Origin of the sequence: Variovorax sp. SG517 (genome assembly GCF_013376045.1) — a bacterium.
Taxonomy (GTDB): domain Bacteria; phylum Pseudomonadota; class Gammaproteobacteria; order Burkholderiales; family Burkholderiaceae_C; genus Variovorax.
On sequence record NZ_JABMJG010000001.1, the window covers coordinates 1,133,934 to 1,148,511 of the forward strand.

14 protein-coding genes and 1 pseudogene are annotated in these 14,578 nt (G+C 67.8%); 2 read left to right on the top strand and 13 right to left on the bottom strand.

The window, feature by feature from the left end; all coding sequences use genetic code 11:
* Nucleotides 1-34 precede the first annotated feature (34 nt).
* Complete coding sequence (locus FHT32_RS05280; protein ID WP_176663624.1) at nt 35-955, bottom strand: glyoxylate/hydroxypyruvate reductase A; 921 nt, start codon at nt 953-955, stop codon at nt 35-37.
* 117 nt (nt 956-1,072) lie between these two features.
* On the opposite strand from FHT32_RS05280, the gene FHT32_RS05285 reads away from it, so the two are divergent.
* On the top strand, nt 1,073-1,387 hold the full coding sequence (locus FHT32_RS05285) for an EthD family reductase (protein WP_176663541.1): 315 nt from the start codon (nt 1,073-1,075) through the stop codon (nt 1,385-1,387).
* Nucleotides 1,388-1,406: 19 nt separating this feature from the next.
* Here FHT32_RS05285 and yfcF read toward each other — a convergent pair whose 3' ends face one another.
* From yfcF to FHT32_RS05325, 8 genes are all read right to left on the bottom strand, one after another.
* Entirely contained in the window at nt 1,407-2,036 is a 630-nt protein-coding gene (gene yfcF, locus FHT32_RS05290) for a glutathione transferase (protein ID WP_176663542.1), read from the bottom strand.
* A gap of 84 nt (nt 2,037-2,120) precedes the next feature.
* Nucleotides 2,121-3,089, bottom strand: coding sequence for a DUF4349 domain-containing protein (locus FHT32_RS05295; RefSeq protein WP_176663543.1), 969 nt, complete (start codon nt 3,087-3,089; stop codon nt 2,121-2,123).
* A 70-nt stretch (nt 3,090-3,159) separates the two neighbouring features.
* Nucleotides 3,160-5,166: an acetyl/propionyl/methylcrotonyl-CoA carboxylase subunit alpha gene (locus tag FHT32_RS05300; RefSeq protein ID WP_176663544.1), complete on the bottom strand. Its 2,007-nt coding sequence runs from the start codon at nt 5,164-5,166 to the stop codon at nt 3,160-3,162.
* Nucleotides 5,159-5,833: a DUF4126 domain-containing protein gene (locus FHT32_RS05305; protein ID WP_176663545.1), complete on the bottom strand. Its 675-nt coding sequence runs from the start codon at nt 5,831-5,833 to the stop codon at nt 5,159-5,161. The genes FHT32_RS05300 and FHT32_RS05305 overlap by 8 nt, the downstream gene beginning before the upstream one ends.
* 25 nt (nt 5,834-5,858) lie before the next feature.
* Nucleotides 5,859-6,659, bottom strand: a complete 801-nt coding sequence (locus FHT32_RS05310) for an enoyl-CoA hydratase/isomerase family protein (RefSeq protein WP_176663546.1) — start codon at nt 6,657-6,659, stop codon at nt 5,859-5,861.
* Nucleotides 6,660-6,669: 10 nt separating this feature from the next.
* Entirely contained in the window at nt 6,670-8,292 is a 1,623-nt protein-coding gene (locus tag FHT32_RS05315) for a carboxyl transferase domain-containing protein (protein WP_176663547.1), read from the bottom strand.
* Nucleotides 8,289-9,971 carry an AMP-binding protein gene (locus FHT32_RS05320; protein ID WP_176663548.1) on the bottom strand — a complete coding sequence of 561 codons (1,683 nt, stop codon included), beginning with the start codon at nt 9,969-9,971 and terminating at the stop codon, nt 8,289-8,291. Before FHT32_RS05320 ends, FHT32_RS05315 begins: the two co-directional genes overlap by 4 nt.
* 142 nt (nt 9,972-10,113) lie before the next feature.
* A complete protein-coding gene (locus FHT32_RS05325) occupies nt 10,114-11,286 on the bottom strand; it encodes an isovaleryl-CoA dehydrogenase (protein WP_176663549.1) in 1,173 nt (390 codons plus the stop codon).
* Between the two features lie 143 nt (nt 11,287-11,429).
* Between FHT32_RS05325 and FHT32_RS05330 the strand changes: the two genes are divergently transcribed.
* Nucleotides 11,430-12,458 (top strand): AraC family transcriptional regulator, encoded by a 1,029-nt coding sequence (locus FHT32_RS05330; RefSeq protein WP_176663550.1) that lies wholly within the window; start codon nt 11,430-11,432, stop codon nt 12,456-12,458.
* A gap of 124 nt (nt 12,459-12,582) precedes the next feature.
* Here the strand turns inward: FHT32_RS05330 and FHT32_RS05335 are convergent, their stop codons facing one another.
* From FHT32_RS05335 to FHT32_RS05350, 4 genes and pseudogenes are all read right to left on the bottom strand, one after another.
* Nucleotides 12,583-13,056 (bottom strand): hypothetical protein, encoded by a 474-nt coding sequence (locus FHT32_RS05335; protein ID WP_176663551.1) that lies wholly within the window; start codon nt 13,054-13,056, stop codon nt 12,583-12,585.
* Nucleotides 13,057-13,099: 43 nt separating this feature from the next.
* The gene (locus FHT32_RS05340) at nt 13,100-13,426 is read right to left on the bottom strand and encodes a thioredoxin family protein (RefSeq protein ID WP_176663552.1); all 327 of its coding nucleotides are present in this window, start codon (nt 13,424-13,426) and stop codon (nt 13,100-13,102) included.
* Nucleotides 13,427-13,496: 70 nt separating this feature from the next.
* Nucleotides 13,497-14,189 carry an HAD family phosphatase gene (locus FHT32_RS05345; RefSeq protein WP_176663553.1) on the bottom strand — a complete coding sequence of 231 codons (693 nt, stop codon included), beginning with the start codon at nt 14,187-14,189 and terminating at the stop codon, nt 13,497-13,499.
* A gap of 170 nt (nt 14,190-14,359) precedes the next feature.
* Nucleotides 14,360-14,578: pseudogene (locus tag FHT32_RS05350) on the bottom strand (IS481 family transposase); the annotation flags it as partial.

Here is a 14,578-nt window from a genome sequence, read left to right on the forward strand (position 1 = left end):
CCGGCGGGCCCGGAGGGAGGCCGTGCCTCCGTCGTCAGTAGCCGCGCGCCGGATCGACCACGCCCGAGATCGGCAGCCCCTGCTCCATCGCGCGGATCTTCCCGGCGATCTGCAAGATGGACTCCTCGCGCAGCGTGCGCGCCGAGCCGTGCGGCGTCACGGTGATCTTCGGATGGCGCCAGAAGGCGTGGTCGGAGGGCAGCGGCTCGACCTGGAACACGTCCAGCGTCGCGCCCGCGAGCCGGCCGGCGTCAAGCAGCGGGATCAGGTCGTCCTCCACCAGGTGGCCGCCGCGCGCGATGCTGATGAGATAACCCTCGGGCTTCAGCTTGCCCAGCGTGTCGCGGTTGAGGATGCCGCGCGTCGCATCGGTCAGCGGCAGCAGGTTGACCAGCACGCGCGTGGACGACAGGAACTCGTCGAACTGCGCCTCGCCGCTGAACACGCGCACCCCCTCTACCTCCTTCGGCGAGCGGCTCCAGCCCAGCACCGGGAACTCGAACTGCGCCACGGCCTTGGCCACGCGCTCGCCGAGCACGCCCAGCCCCATGATGCCGACCGGGAAGTCGCGCCGCATCTTCGGCTTGCGGTAGCTCCACCTGCCCTCGCGCGCGTCGGCCTCGTAGGCATCGAACTCGCGGAAGTGGCGGATCAGCGTGTGGCAGACGTACTCCGCCATCTGCACCGACATGCCCGCATCGTCGAGCCGCACGATGCGCGTGTGCGCCGGCACCTTCAGCTTGAGCAGCGCATCGACGCCCGCGCCGATGTTGAAGATGCCGCGCAGCTTCGGCTGCTCGTCGAGGAACTCCTGCGGCGGCGCCCACACCACGGCATGGTCGGCCTGCGGCGCACCGGGCTTCCAGGCTTCGATGACGGCGTCGGGGAGTTCGGCCTTCAGGCCTTCGACCCAGGGGTCTGGGCGGTTGTCGGTGAGATAGACGGTGATTCGCATGGGCGCGCATCTTAGGGCCTGCCCGCGCTCTTTGCGGGTCACGCCCGCGTCGCCCTCGGCTTGTGCGGGCATGGGCCATCTCCTATCCTCGAACGCCCACCTCCGGAGACTCATTCAATGATCAAGTTCAGCGTGATGTACCCCCACACCCCCGGCGCACGGTTCGATCACGACTACTACCGCGACAAGCACATGCCCCTGCTCAAGGCCCGCATGGGCGACGCCTGCCTCTCGTACACCATCGACAAGGGCCTCGCCGGCGGCGCGCCGGGGTCCGCGCCCACCTACGTCGCCATGTGCCACGTGTTCGCCGAATCGGTCGAGTCCTTCCAGAAGGCCTTCGGCCCGCACGCGAAGGAGATCCTGGGCGACGTGAAGAACTACACCGACATCGCGCCGGTATCGCAGGTCAGCGACGTGGTGGTCGGCTGACCGAAGGAACCCCGCCGCCTCAGCGCGGCGGCCGCTCCAGCGCCACCCAGCGCTGCACCGAGGGCCGCTGCCACTGGCGGTCGGCGTAGGAGGCCAGCCGCTGCGGCACGGCGTCGCCGTTCATGACGAGGCGGTTGAGCATCAGCGCCAGGTCGACGTCGGCGACCGACCAGTCGCCGAAGAGGTTCTCGGTGCCTTCGGGCAGCAGCGCCTGCGCGACCTGGAAGAGCGTCTTGGCCGCATGGTGGGCGGCCGCCGACAGCGGCACGCTGGCCGGACCGTAGAAGATCACCTCGGTGGAGCGCTCCTGCCGCACCGGCATCAGGTCGCTGCGAAGCCAGGCCTGCAGCTGCCGCGCACGGGCGCGCGCCTGGGGTTCGCGCGGATACAGCGCCGTGCCCGGAAAGGTCTCGTCGATGTACTCGGTGATGGCGGACGATTCGGAGAGCGCGAAATCGCCATGCACCAGCGTCGGCACGCGCTGGGTCAGCGACAGCTGCGAGAAGCCGGCCGCCCGGTGCTCCAGCGCACCCAGGTCGACCGGGAAGATGTGGAAGTCCAGCTGCTTCTCATGCAGCGCCACGTACACGGACATGGCGTAGGGGCTGACGAACTGGGCGTCCACATAGAGGCTTAGCGGGTCCGGCATCGGGAAGAGGGCTCCTGCGCGAATAGGGGGCCTTTAAAACAAAAGGCCTTGAAACGGTAGGTGCGCGATCTTACTGACTGATTCTTAGCTGGCCCGACGACGGCGCCACAGCACCCGCACCAGCCAGCCCACCGGCAGCACCACCAGCAGCAGCCACGGCAGCACGGCCGCGATGAAGGTGATGAGCGAGCCCACGCTTTCCGACAGCACCGAGCCCGCGTTGCGCAGGGCATTGCGCATCGGGCTGTAGCCGTCGCCGCCGCTCACCAGCGCGCGCCTGGCCGTGAACTGGATCTGGATGTGCTGCTTGCTGGTCTGCTGCGCCAGCACCTTGCGCTGCGTGGCGATGGCGTCGAGCTCGGCCTGCGTGTCCGACAGCGTGCGCTGGATGGCCAGCAGGTCGGTCATGGTGCGCTTGGTGACGGTGTCGCGCAGCATCACGCGAAGGCTGTCGCGGAACTCGGTGCGGTTCTTGATGCGGGCCTCCACGTCGATCACCTCGGCGGTCTTGTCCTCGCTGGTGGTGGTGTGCGAGACCACGCTGGCCACGCCCGCGAGGCCGCCGAGCAGCTTCTCGACGTCGGCAGGTTCCACGCGCATCTCCAGCATGGCGTTGCCGGGCTGCTGCGGCGTCTCGCGCAGCAGCGACGACGACAGCAGCTCGCACTTCAGCGTGCCGCACAGGTCGCGCACCTTGCCCCAGGCATCGGCGAGCTGCTCGGCCGGCACCTCGACGTTCAGTTCCTGGCGCACGGCCAGGAAGCGTTGCAGGGGCGTGCCGTCCTGCGACGGATCAACGGCAGACGACGATGCGGAAGACTCTTCGGCGGAGCGCATCCTCGCCTCCTTCCTCATCTCCGCACCCCCGCCATAGCCGGCGGCCGCCTGCATGGGCGCGGGCGGCGGGGCGGGCTCGGCGAGCACCGCGGCGTCGCCGCCCTTGCGGTCGCAGCCGGCCAGCGAGAACGCAGCAGCCAGGGCCAGCAGGAGGGCGCCCGCGCGGTGGCGGGCAGGAAGAAAACGGGGCGAAGCACAAGGCGTGCGGCAGGTCATGGAGAGTTCCCTTGAGTGATGACTACCGCAACTGATACGGGCGGCCGCCCGGAACGGGGTTAACTTTTTTTCAAGCCACCGCCGCCGCGCTCATCCGCAGGAGTTCGTCGCCCTCGGCCACCTGCTCGCCGGGCGCGAACATCAGTTCCTCCACCGTGCCGTCGGCCGGCGCGGCGATGGTGTGTTCCATCTTCATGGCCTCCATCACCGCCAGCGGCTGGCCGCGGCTGACCTTGTCGCCGGCCTTGACCGCGAAGGACACCACCTTGCCCGGCATCGGCGCGGTGAGCCGGCCGCCTTCGGCATGCGTGTCGCCCGCATGGGCCAGCCGGTCGATGGCGGTGATCTTCGTCGCGCCCTTCGAGGCGAAGACGTGGGCCACGGCGCCGTCGAGGTGCACGTCGAGCGTCTGGCGGCTGCCGGCGAACTCCACCTCGAACTCGCCACTTGGGAACTGGCCGATGACCAGCGGACCTTCGGCGCCGCCGGCTTCGAGCCACAGGCTGCCGTCGCGCCTGTAGGTCAGCACGGCCGTCTGCTCTGCACCGCGGAACTCGAAGTCGAAGTGGCGGCGGTACTCGCCCAGCGAGCGCCAGCCGTCGCGGCGCGCAAAGGGATCGGACGTCTTCGCGGGCCACTCGGTGATCAGCGTGCGCGTGATCGCGGCGGCTGCGGCCAGCGGCAGCCCCAGCGGCTCGCGGTCGAACAGCACGGCACGCTCGCGCTCGATCAGCGCGGTGTCGAGGTTGGCCTTCGAGAACGACTGCGTCGCCAAAATGCCGCGCAGAAACTGCACGTTGGTCGCCACGCCCACGATCTGCACCTGCGCCAGCGCCGCGTCGAGCCGCGCCAGCGCCTCTTCGCGCGTGCTGCCGTGCACGATCAGCTTGGCGATCATCGAGTCGTAGAAAGGCGAGATCTCGCCGCCCTCGCGCACGCCGTCGTCGATGCGCACGCGGCTGCGCTGGAAGGCGGTGGCAGCAGGCTTGCGGTAGACGCGCAGCGTGCCGGTAGCGGGCAGGAAGTTGTTGTCGGGGTTCTCGGCGCAGATGCGCGCCTCGATGGCGTGGCCGTGGATCTGCAGCTCCGACTGCTTGGCGGGCAGCGCCTCGCCCGAGGCCACTCGCAATTGCCATTCGACGAGATCCTGGCCCGTGATGGCTTCGGTGACGGGGTGCTCCACTTGAAGCCGCGTATTCATCTCCATGAAGAAGAAATTCATCTCGCCGCCTTCGCGCTGCTCGACGATGAACTCGACCGTGCCCGCGCCCACGTAGTTCACGGCGCGCGCTGCCGCCACTGCCGCCTCGCCCATCTGCTTGCGCATCGCCTCCGTCATACCGGGTGCGGGCGCTTCTTCGAGCACCTTCTGGTGGCGACGCTGCACCGAGCAGTCGCGCTCGAACAGGTAGACGTAGTTGCCGTGCGTGTCGCCGAACACCTGGATCTCGATGTGCCTCGGGCGCTGCACGTACTTCTCGATCAGCACCGCGTCGTCGCCGAAGCTGTTGATGGCCTCGCGCTGGCACGAGGCGAGCGCGGCGGCGAAGTCTTCGGCCTTGTCGACCGCGCGCATGCCCTTGCCGCCACCGCCCGCGCTGGCCTTGATGAGCACCGGGTAGCCAATGCGGTCGGCCTCGCGCTGCAGCAGCTGCGGGTTCTGGTCGTGCCCGTGATAGCCGGGCACCAGCGGCACGCCGGCCTTTTCCATCAGCTGCTTCGACTCGGCCTTCAGGCCCATCGCCTTGATGGCCGAGGGCGGCGGGCCGATGAAGACCAGGCCGGCGTCGGCGCAGGCCTGCGCGAACTCCTCGTTCTCGCTCAGGAAGCCGTAGCCGGGGTGGACCGCCTCGGCGCCCGTGGCCTTGGCGGCCTCGAGGATCTTTTCCCAGCGCAGGTAGCTGTCTTTCGGCGCGCTGCCGCCCAGGTGCACCGACTCGTCGCAGGCGCGCACGTGATTGGCGTGCGCGTCGGCGTCGGAATACACGGCGACAGTTTTGATGGCCATGCGGCGGGCCGTGGCAGCAACACGGCAGGCGATCTCGCCACGGTTGGCGATCAGGATCTTCTTAAACATTCGGAGTGTCTCCCGGAGGATTCTTTTTCAGTTGAAACGCGGGCGCCACGCCCGGATCGGGCCGGCCGCTGAAGATGCGGGCCACGCGGGCGAACAGCGCCTTGAGGAAACGCCAGCTCTTGCGGATGAGCCACACGCTCGCCACCAGCACCAGCACGAACAGCACGAGAAAGGCGAAGGGATGCGCCACCGCGAGCCACAACCCGGCGGGCACCATGGTGTCTTCCGCCAGCGAGGCGCCGACGTTCGAGAACGGCTCGGGCGATGTGTTGATGGCCGCGCGCGTCGTGGCCTTGGCCGCATGCGCCGTGGCCGCGAAGCTGCCGCCCAGCAGCGCGGCGACGATCGCCATAACGCCATGGTCCACGCCGAACACGCTGGCCGCGAGCGCAGCGCCCGCCGGGATGCGGATGGCGGTGTGCACCACGTCCCACAGCGAATCGAGGCCCGGGATCTTGTCGGCGAAGAATTCGATAAACACCATGAAGCCGCTGGCTGCGATCACCACCGGATGCGCCAGCATCTGCAGCCCGCCCGGCAACGGCACCCAGCCGAAGTAGCCGGCCAGGCCCGTCAGCAGCACGACCAGGTAGAGCCGCACGCCGCTGGCCCAGCCGATGGCGGCGGCCAGTGCGAGCAGCTGCGGCATGTCGAGGCTGGTGTTCATGGCGCGACCTCCGGAGGATGGGTCTTCAGGACTTGCCCGCTTCGAGCCACGAGGGCTTGCGCTTCTGCAGGAAGGCCTGCACGCCCTCGCGGCCTTCGTCGCTCGCGCGGATGTCGGCGATGCCCTCGACCGTCTGCGCGATCAGCGCGTCGTCGATCTCGCGGCCGGCCACGTCGGCGATCAGCGTCTTGCAGGCGCGCACCGCCGCCGGGCTCGCGCTGGTCAGCGCCTTCAGCAACTCGTCGACCTTCGCGTCGAGCGCGTCGGCGGCCACCACTTCATGCACGAAGCCGATGCGATGCGCCTCCGCCGCGGTGAAGCGCTCGGCCGTGAGGAAGTAGCGCTGCGATGCGCGCGTGCCCATCGCGCGCAGCACGTAGGGGCTGATGGTCGCGGGCACGAGGCCGATCTTCACTTCGCTCAGGCAGTACCAGGCGGTGTCCACGCTCACCGCGATGTCGCAGGCCGCCACCAGCCCCATGCCGCCCGCGTACACGTCGCCCTGCACGCGCGCGATGGTGGGCTTGGGGCATTCGGCGATGGTGCGCAGCATCGCGGCCAGCTTGCCCGCGTCGGCGATGTTCTCGTCGCGCGTGTAGTCGGCCATGCGGCGCATCCAGTTGAGGTTCGCGCCCGCGCAGAAGGCCGGCCCGCTCGCGCCCAGCACGATGGCCTTGACCTGCGGCGCGGCACCGGCTTCGGTGAAGGCGCGCGTGAGTTCGGCAATGACGACGTCGTCGAAGGCATTGCGCGCATCGGGCTGGTCGAGCCAGATGCGGGCGATGGCGCCGTCGAAGCTCAGCTGCAGCTTGGTGTATTCGCTCATGCCAGCTTCCTCACATCCGGAAGATGCCGAACTTCGGCTCCGGCACCGGCGCGTTGCGCGCGGCGGCCAGGCCCAGCGCCAGCACGCGGCGCGTGTCGGCCGGATCGATGATGCCGTCGTCCCACAGCCGCGCCGTGGCGTAGTAGGGGTGGCCCTGGTCTTCGTACTGCTGGCGGATCGGCGCCTTGAAGGCTTCTTCCTCTTCCTTGCTCCAGCTGCCGCCCTTGCCCTCGATGCCGTCGCGCTTCACGGTGGCGAGCACGCTCGCGGCCTGCTCGCCGCCCATCACGCTGATGCGCGCGTTGGGCCACATCCAGAGGAAGCGGGGGCTGTATGCGCGGCCGCACATGCCGTAATTGCCGGCGCCGAAGCTGCCGCCGATGATGATCGTGAACTTGGGCACGTTGGCGGTGGCCACGGCGGTCACCATCTTGGCGCCGTGGCGCGCGATGCCCTCGTTCTCGTACTTGCGGCCCACCATGAAGCCGGTGATGTTCTGCAGGAACACCAGCGGGATCTTGCGCTGGCAGCACAGCTCGATGAAGTGCGCGCCCTTCTGCGCCGATTCGGAGAACAGGATGCCGTTGTTGGCAACGATGCCCACCGGCATGCCCTCGATCTCGGCGAAGCCGCACACCAGCGTGGCGCCGAAGCGCGCCTTGAACTCGTGGAACTCGCTGCCGTCGACGATGCGCGCGATGATCTCGCGCACGTCGAAGGGCTTGCGCGTGTCGGTGGGGATCACGCCGTAGAGCTCCTCGCGCGGATAAGCGGGCTCGCGCACTTCGGCCTTCGCCGGGGCTGGCGCGGCCTTGGCGTTGAGGTTCGCCACCGCCGAGCGCGCGAGCGCCAGCGCATGCAGGTCGTTCTGCGCAAGGTGGTCGGCCACGCCCGACAGGCGCGTGTGCACGTCGCCGCCGCCCAGGTCCTCGGCCGTCACCACTTCGCCCGTGGCCGCCTTCACCAGCGGCGGGCCGCCCAGGAAGATGGTGCCCTGGTTCTTCACGATGATCGATTCGTCGCTCATCGCCGGCACGTAGGCGCCGCCGGCCGTGCACGAGCCCATGACCACCGCGATCTGCGGAATGCCCTGCGCGCTCATGTTGGCCTGGTTGTAGAAGATGCGGCCGAAGTGCTCGCGGTCGGGAAACACCTCGTCCTGGTTCGGCAGGTTGGCGCCGCCGGAGTCGACCAGGTAGATGCACGGCAGGCGGTTCTGCTCGGCGATCTCCTGCGCGCGCAGGTGCTTCTTCACCGTCATGGGGTAGTAGGTGCCGCCCTTCACCGTCGCGTCGTTGCACACGATCATGCAGTCCACGCCGTTGACGCGCCCGATGCCAGCGATGATGCCCGCGCCCGGCGCCGACTCCGCGCCCTTGCCGTCGAGGTACATCGCATGCGCGGCCAGCGGCGCGATCTCCAGGAAGGGCGTGCCCGGGTCGAGCAGCTCGGCCACGCGGTCGCGCGGCAGCAGCTTGCCGCGCGCCGTGTGCTTGGCGCGAGCGGCCTCGCCGCCGCCCTGCTCCACTTTCGCGAACTGCGTGCGCAGGTCGTCGACCAGCGCGCGCATGGCTGCGGCGTTGGCCTGGAAGTCCGCCGAGCGGGCGTTCAGTTTGGTCTCGAGTTGGCTCATGCTGTCTTTTCTTGGCTGAGGCCGAGTTGCTCGGCCATGGCGTCGCGGATCTTGAATTTCTGGATCTTGCCGGTCACCGTCATCGGGAACTCGTTCACGAAGCGGATGTACTTCGGCACCTTGTAGTGCGCGATCTGGCCCTTGCAGAACTCGCGGATGTCCTCCTCGGTGGCGCTCTGGCCGGGCTTCACGATGATCCAGGCGCACAGCTCCTCGCCGTACTTGCGGTCGGGCAGGCCGACCACCTGCACGTCCTGCACCTTCGGGTGGCGGTACAGGAATTCCTCGATCTCGCGCGGGTAGATGTTCTCGCCGCCGCGGATCACCATGTCCTTGATGCGGCCGACGATGTTGACGTAGCCCTCGGCGTCCATGGTGGCGAGGTCGCCGGTGTGCATCCAGTGCTCGGCGTCGATGGCCTCGCGGGTCTTGGCCTCGTCGTCCCAGTAGCCGTGCATCACCGAGTAGCCGCGCGTGCACAGCTCGCCCGACTTGCCCGGCGGCATCACGGCGCCGGTCTCGGGGTCGACGATCTTCACCTCCAGGTGCGGCTGCACCGTGCCCACGGTCGACACGCGGCGGTCCAGCGGCGTGTCGGTGCTGCTCTGGCAGCTCACGGGGCTGGTCTCGGTCATGCCGTAGGCGATGGTGATCTCGCTCAGGTGCATCTCGCTGACCACGCGCTTCATCACCTCGATGGGGCACGGCGAGCCGGCCATGATGCCGGTGCGCAGCGTCGAGAGGTCGAACTCCTTGAAGCGCGGATGGTCGAGCTCGGCGATGAACATCGTCGGCACACCGTGCAGCGCGGTGCACTTCTCGGCCTGCACCGTCTCCAGCACCGTCAGCGGGTCGAAACCGTCGTTCGGATACACGATGGCCGAGCCGTGTGTAAGGCAGGCCAGGTTGCCCAGCACCATGCCGAAGCAGTGATACAGCGGCACCGGGATGCACAGCCTGTCGGCGGGCGAGAGCTTCATGCATTCGCCGATGAAGAAGCCGTTGTTCAGGATGTTGCGGTGCGTGAGCGTCGCGCCCTTGGGAAAGCCGGTGGTGCCGCTGGTGAACTGGATGTTGATCGGGTCGGTGGCCTTCAGCGTCTTCTGCACCTGCGCGACGCGCGGGTCGTTGGCGTCGCCGCTGGCAAGCAGTTGCGAGAAGCGCTTCATGCCGGGCTGCTCGGCGCCCTCGCCCGGCTTCGCGTCGATCCAGAAAGTGTGGGCCAGCTGCGGCAGCTTCGCCGGGCCCAGTTCGCGCAGCATGCCCAGATAGTCGCTGGTCTTGAACTGCGCCATCGTCACCAGCGCCTTGCAGCCGACCTTGTTGAGCGCGTATTCGAGCTCCGAAGTGCGGTAGGCGGGGTTGATGTTGACGAGGATCAGGCCCGCCTTGGCGGTAGCGATCTGCATCAGCACCCACGCCACGTTGTTGTGCGACCAGATGCCGACGCGGTCGCCGGGCGCGAGGCCCAGCTTCAGCAGCGCGCTGGCGAGGCGGTTCGACTCGGCCTGCAGCTCGCGGTAGGTGTAGCGCTTGCCCTCGTGGCGGCTGACGAGCGCCTCGCGATCGGGCTGCTTCGCGACCATGTCGTCGAAGAAGTCGCCGATGGTCTGTTCGATGAGGGGGACGTCGGTGGCGCCCTTGCCGTAGCTCTCGGTCAATGCAGCGGTCATGCTCATTTCCTTCCTTTGTCTCTGGCTCCTTCCCCCTTTGGGGGAAGGTTGGGATGGGGGCAGGCGGCCCTTGTTCAGTGCAATGCCTCATTCAACGCTGCTTGCCCCCACCCCAGCCCTCCCCCAGAGGGGGAGGGAGAAAAACATCCTAGGCCGTCTCTGCAAACAGCTCGCGCCCGATCAGCATGCGCCTGATCTCGCTCGTGCCCGCGCCGATCTCGTACAGCTTGGCGTCGCGCCACAGCCGCTCGACCGGAAACTCCTTGGTGTAGCCCACGCCGCCCAGCGCCTGGATCGCCTCGCCGGCCATCCAGGTCGCCTTCTCGGCCGAATACAGGATGGCGCCGGCCGCGTCCTTGCGGAAGGTGCGCGCATGGTCGTTGCGGTCGCAGGCCTTGCCGACCGCGTACACGTAGGCGCGCGTGGCCTGCCAGGTCGAGTACATGTCGGCGATCTTGCCCTGCATCAGCTGGAACTCGCCGATGCTTTGGCCGAACTGCTTGCGCTCGTGGATGAAGGGCAGCACCGAGTCCATGCACGCGGCCATGATGCCCAGCGGGCCGCCCGAGAGCACGGCGCGCTCGTAGTCGAGGCCGCTCATCAGCACCTTGGCGCCCTGGCCTTCACCGCCCAGCACGTTCTCTTCAGGCACCTCGCAGTTGTCGAAGAACAGCGGGAAGGTGTTGGAGCCGCGCATGCCCAGCTTGTCGAGCTTGGTGCCGGCGGAAAAGCCCTTGAAGCCCTTCTCGACGATGAAGGCCGTCATGCCGCGCGCACCCATCTCGGGCTCGGTCTTGCCGTAGATGACCAGCGTGTCGGCGTCGCCGCCGTTGGTGATCCACATCTTGCCGCCGTTGAGCAGGTAGTAGCCGTTCTTCTTCTCGGCCTTGAGCTTCATGCTCACCACGTCGGAGCCGGCGTTGGGCTCACTCATGGCCAGCGCGCCCACGTGCTCGCCGCTCACCAGCTTGGGCAGGTATTTCTTCTTCTGCGCCTCGCTGCCGTTGCGGTGGATCTGGTTCACGCACAGGTTGGAGTGCGCGCCGTACGACAGGCCCACCGAGGCCGATGCACGCGACACCTCTTCCATGGCCACGATGTGGGCCAGGTAGCCCAGTTCGGTGCCGCCGTACTCTTCCTTCACCGTCATGCCGTGCAGGCCGAGGTCGCCGAGCTTCTTCCAGAGGTCGTGCGGGAACAGGTTCTCGCGGTCGATGTCGGCGGCTCGGGGAGCGATCTCGTTCGCGGCGAAGTCCTGGATCGCGCTGCGCAGCGAGTCGATGGTCTCGCCCAGGTCGAAGTTCAGGCCGGGATCGTGCATGGGGTTTGTCTCCTCTGAGGGGTCGGCGCGCAGGGCTGCCCGCGCGGAATGGCGCTTGCTTGAAAGACCGCAGCTTACGCTTCGCCGTGCCTCAATTGGCGCCACAATGGTTGCAAATTGCGCCACGAGCCGCCCGCCAAGCCATGTCTCATCCGTCGTTCCTCCGCCCCACCCGCGCCGTCACGCCAATGGCGTTCGTGAGAGCCATCGTGCAGGCCTACGAGCGCTACGGCAAGGACCCCGCCGAGGCCCTGAAGGCGGCACAGATCACGCCGCGCGAACTGGCCCGGCCAGGCGCGCGGGTGACGGCAGCGCAGTTCGAGGCGCTGTCGAGCCACGCCATGCAGGAACTCGACGACGAGACGCTCGGCTGGTTCACGCGGCGCCTGCCCTGGGGCAGCTACGGCATGCTGTGCCGCGCCTCGCTGAGTTCGCCCAACCTTGGCGTGGCCCTCAAGCGCTGGTGCCGGCACCATCGCCTGCTGACCGAGGACATCGACCTGTCGCTCGACGTGGCTGCCGGCGCGGCCACATTGCGCATCGCCGAGAACCACCCGCTCGACGACGCCTTCCGCGAGTTCTGCCTGGTGACCACGCTGCGCTTCGTGCACGGCTACATGTGCTGGGCCATCGACTCGCGCATCTCGCTGCGCCACGCGAGCTTTCCGTTCGCCGCGCCGCCGCACAGCGACGCTTATCCGCTGATGTTCACGCCCGACGTGCGCTTCGGCGCGCCGCAGGCCGGCATCGCCTTCGACGAGCGCTACCTTGCCCTGCCGCTGCAGCGCGACGAACGCGCGCTGCGCACCATGCTCAAGCGCGCGCTGCCGCTGACCATCCTGCAGTACCGGCGCGACCGCCTGCTGGGCCAGCGCGTGCGCGAACTGCTGCGCTCGCGCGCCGCCGAGGCCACCACCGCCGAGGCGCTGGCCGCGCTGCTCAACGTGTCGGGCCGCACGCTGCACCGGCAGCTGCACGAGGAAGGCACCTCGCTGCAGGCGCTGAAGAACGAAGTGCGCCACGAGATGGCCATCGAGCAACTGCGCCGCACCACGCGGCCGATCAAGCAGGTGGCGCTGGCGGTGGGCTTCCGCAACGAGAAGAGCTTCTCGCGCGCCTTCCAGCAATGGACGGGGCAGGCGCCGCGGGACTTCAGGCTGCGGGACAAGTAAGAGGCTGCGTCGGGATCGGGATCGGACAGCCGGACGCGGAGGGCGCGAAAGGAAAAGTCGAAAAGTGATCTTGGGTTCTTTTGCGGGCTTCGCGTGTTTTTTCGGCTGCTGCCTGGTATCGACGTCAGCCGGCTCGCATCGACAGGAGCTGCTCTTCGCGCAAGAGCCTATCGAGCGTCGAGACCTGCCACGCGAACTCCTCGGTGAAGGCATCGGGATCGTTGATTGCGTAGGCGCCGTATGCATAGACGGTCGCGTAGGCCGCATATTCGGCAGCCTGCAGCGCGCGGCCGGCAACGGCCTGGTAGACGGCATAGGTCGCGGAGACCGCTGCATGGGCCGTTCCGTCGATGGAGCGGGAGCCCGGGTGGCTGCCCGCCACCACGGCCATCCGCTGTTCGGTCAACGCCAGGGCGGCGGAATCGGCCTTGCCCTCGAGAAACGCGCCCAGCGTGTCCAGGCCTTCCACGGCGTCCGGCGACTCCAGCAGGTGCCGCATGCGCTGTGCACATGCATGCCCGAAGCGCAGCCGCAGCAGCGCGTGCGCCTGCGCGTCGAGATCAGCCGCCTTCGCGAGTCGATGCAGTTCGGTGTTCATGAGCCTGCAGCAGCGTCGCGCCGATGATGGATCGCGTCGGGCTTCAGGCCGGCTGATCGATCAGCGCCAATACGTCGGCGATCGACTTGCTGTCTTCCGGTCGCACCAGCTTCGCGACCTGCTTGCCGTCGCGCATGAACACAAGCGTGGGCCAGAGCCGCACATTGAACGAGCGGCCCAGCGGCCGGCCGCTGCCGTCTTCCACCTTGATGCGACGCACGTTCGGATACTTCGCGAAGGCCTCTGCGATGTTCGGCTGCGCGGCCTTGCAGATGCCGCACCAGTTGGTACCGAACTCGACGACGGCGGGACCAGTGAGCGCATCGATCTCGCTGCGCTCGGGTTGCTCGGTTTTGTATTCGGAGGTCATGGAGTTTGCTTGCTTCCTGCGGCTGGGGAGTGGGCTGGAGGGCTGTGCTCCCTTGCATTCCAACAGAAACTCAGGCTGCCTGCAGCCCGTAGCCCGAAAGCAGCGCCGGCAGTTCGGCCATGTCGCTGAACACCCTCACCGCGCCCACGCTCAGCAGCGGGCCGGGACCGCTGTGGCCCGATTCGCCCGTGCTGTAGCCGAACACCGTCGCGCCTGCGGCCACGCCGGCCATCGCGCCGGTGACCGTGTCTTCCACCACGGCGCAGCGCCTGGGGTCGACACCCAGCGCTTCGGCGGCGGCGAGGTACACGTCGGGATGCGGCTTGGAGCGCGGCATCTCGTGGCCACTGAAGATGCGGCCCTCGAAGTACTCCAGCAGGCCGACCTTCGCGAGCTGCAGTTCGACCTTGTGGCGGTCGGCGCCCGAGGCGCAGGCGATGCGGCCGTCGAGCATGGCGTGGATTTCACGGATGGATTCGGGGGCGCGCGGAATGGCGATCAGGTCGCGCTCCAGGGCCTCGTTGCGGCGGGCGCGGAAGGTTCTCAGCCAATCGTCGGTGATCCTGAAGCCGGTCTTTTGTTCGATCAGGGCGGCTTCGTCCTTCACGGCTTTGCCCGTGAAGGTGTTCATCGATTCTTCGGTGGTGATTTGCCAGCCTAGCTCGCCCAGCATTTCGGCGAGGACTCGGTTGGTGATGGGTTCGGAGTCGACGAGGACGCCGTCGCAGTCGAAGAGAACTGCGGAGAAGGGAAAGGGGGACATCGGGATTGGGGCCTGACTTTCGGATTGCCTTGATGGTAGCAACCGGCTTTGGAATTGCTGTTCCGAGGCCGGGTCTCGGCCCGGCGGCCGACCTACTTTTCTTTGCTTCGCTGTATGGACCGGGGACCTCGGAAACAGGTGTGCGCGGACATAGGAAACACTCTGGCAGGTTATCGCCTTGCTGTCAGGGAGTTCAAGTCCAGCCGCATGAACGGCTGATGGCAGAAGAACACGTCGAAGTGGCCGTCGTGTTGTGGATCCGCGCGGAATGCGATGGGCAGTTTCAGAAGGCAATTGGGCACCTTTAGCTTGTGGCCGCGGAAGCTGGCCTCGCCGTTGTGCTTGACGATCACCACCGTGTCCCCCTGCTGGTACTCGATGGGAGCCAA

What these genes read in the sequence shown, in the direction of transcription:
- FHT32_RS05280 (WP_176663624.1), bottom strand. Translation starts at nt 955, where the DNA reads ATGCGAATCACCGTCTATCTCACCGACAACCGCCCAGACCCCTGGGTC.
- FHT32_RS05285 (WP_176663541.1), top strand. Translation starts at nt 1,073, where the DNA reads ATGATCAAGTTCAGCGTGATGTACCCCCACACCCCCGGCGCACGGTTC.
- yfcF (WP_176663542.1), bottom strand. Translation starts at nt 2,036, where the DNA reads ATGCCGGACCCGCTAAGCCTCTATGTGGACGCCCAGTTCGTCAGCCCC.
- FHT32_RS05295 (WP_176663543.1), bottom strand. Translation starts at nt 3,089, where the DNA reads ATGACCTGCCGCACGCCTTGTGCTTCGCCCCGTTTTCTTCCTGCCCGC.
- FHT32_RS05300 (WP_176663544.1), bottom strand. Translation starts at nt 5,166, where the DNA reads ATGTTTAAGAAGATCCTGATCGCCAACCGTGGCGAGATCGCCTGCCGT.
- FHT32_RS05305 (WP_176663545.1), bottom strand. Translation starts at nt 5,833, where the DNA reads ATGAACACCAGCCTCGACATGCCGCAGCTGCTCGCACTGGCCGCCGCC.
- FHT32_RS05310 (WP_176663546.1), bottom strand. Translation starts at nt 6,659, where the DNA reads ATGAGCGAATACACCAAGCTGCAGCTGAGCTTCGACGGCGCCATCGCC.
- FHT32_RS05315 (WP_176663547.1), bottom strand. Translation starts at nt 8,292, where the DNA reads ATGAGCCAACTCGAGACCAAACTGAACGCCCGCTCGGCGGACTTCCAG.
- FHT32_RS05320 (WP_176663548.1), bottom strand. Translation starts at nt 9,971, where the DNA reads ATGAGCATGACCGCTGCATTGACCGAGAGCTACGGCAAGGGCGCCACC.
- FHT32_RS05325 (WP_176663549.1), bottom strand. Translation starts at nt 11,286, where the DNA reads ATGCACGATCCCGGCCTGAACTTCGACCTGGGCGAGACCATCGACTCG.
- FHT32_RS05330 (WP_176663550.1), top strand. Translation starts at nt 11,430, where the DNA reads ATGTCTCATCCGTCGTTCCTCCGCCCCACCCGCGCCGTCACGCCAATG.
- FHT32_RS05335 (WP_176663551.1), bottom strand. Translation starts at nt 13,056, where the DNA reads ATGAACACCGAACTGCATCGACTCGCGAAGGCGGCTGATCTCGACGCG.
- FHT32_RS05340 (WP_176663552.1), bottom strand. Translation starts at nt 13,426, where the DNA reads ATGACCTCCGAATACAAAACCGAGCAACCCGAGCGCAGCGAGATCGAT.
- FHT32_RS05345 (WP_176663553.1), bottom strand. Translation starts at nt 14,189, where the DNA reads ATGTCCCCCTTTCCCTTCTCCGCAGTTCTCTTCGACTGCGACGGCGTC.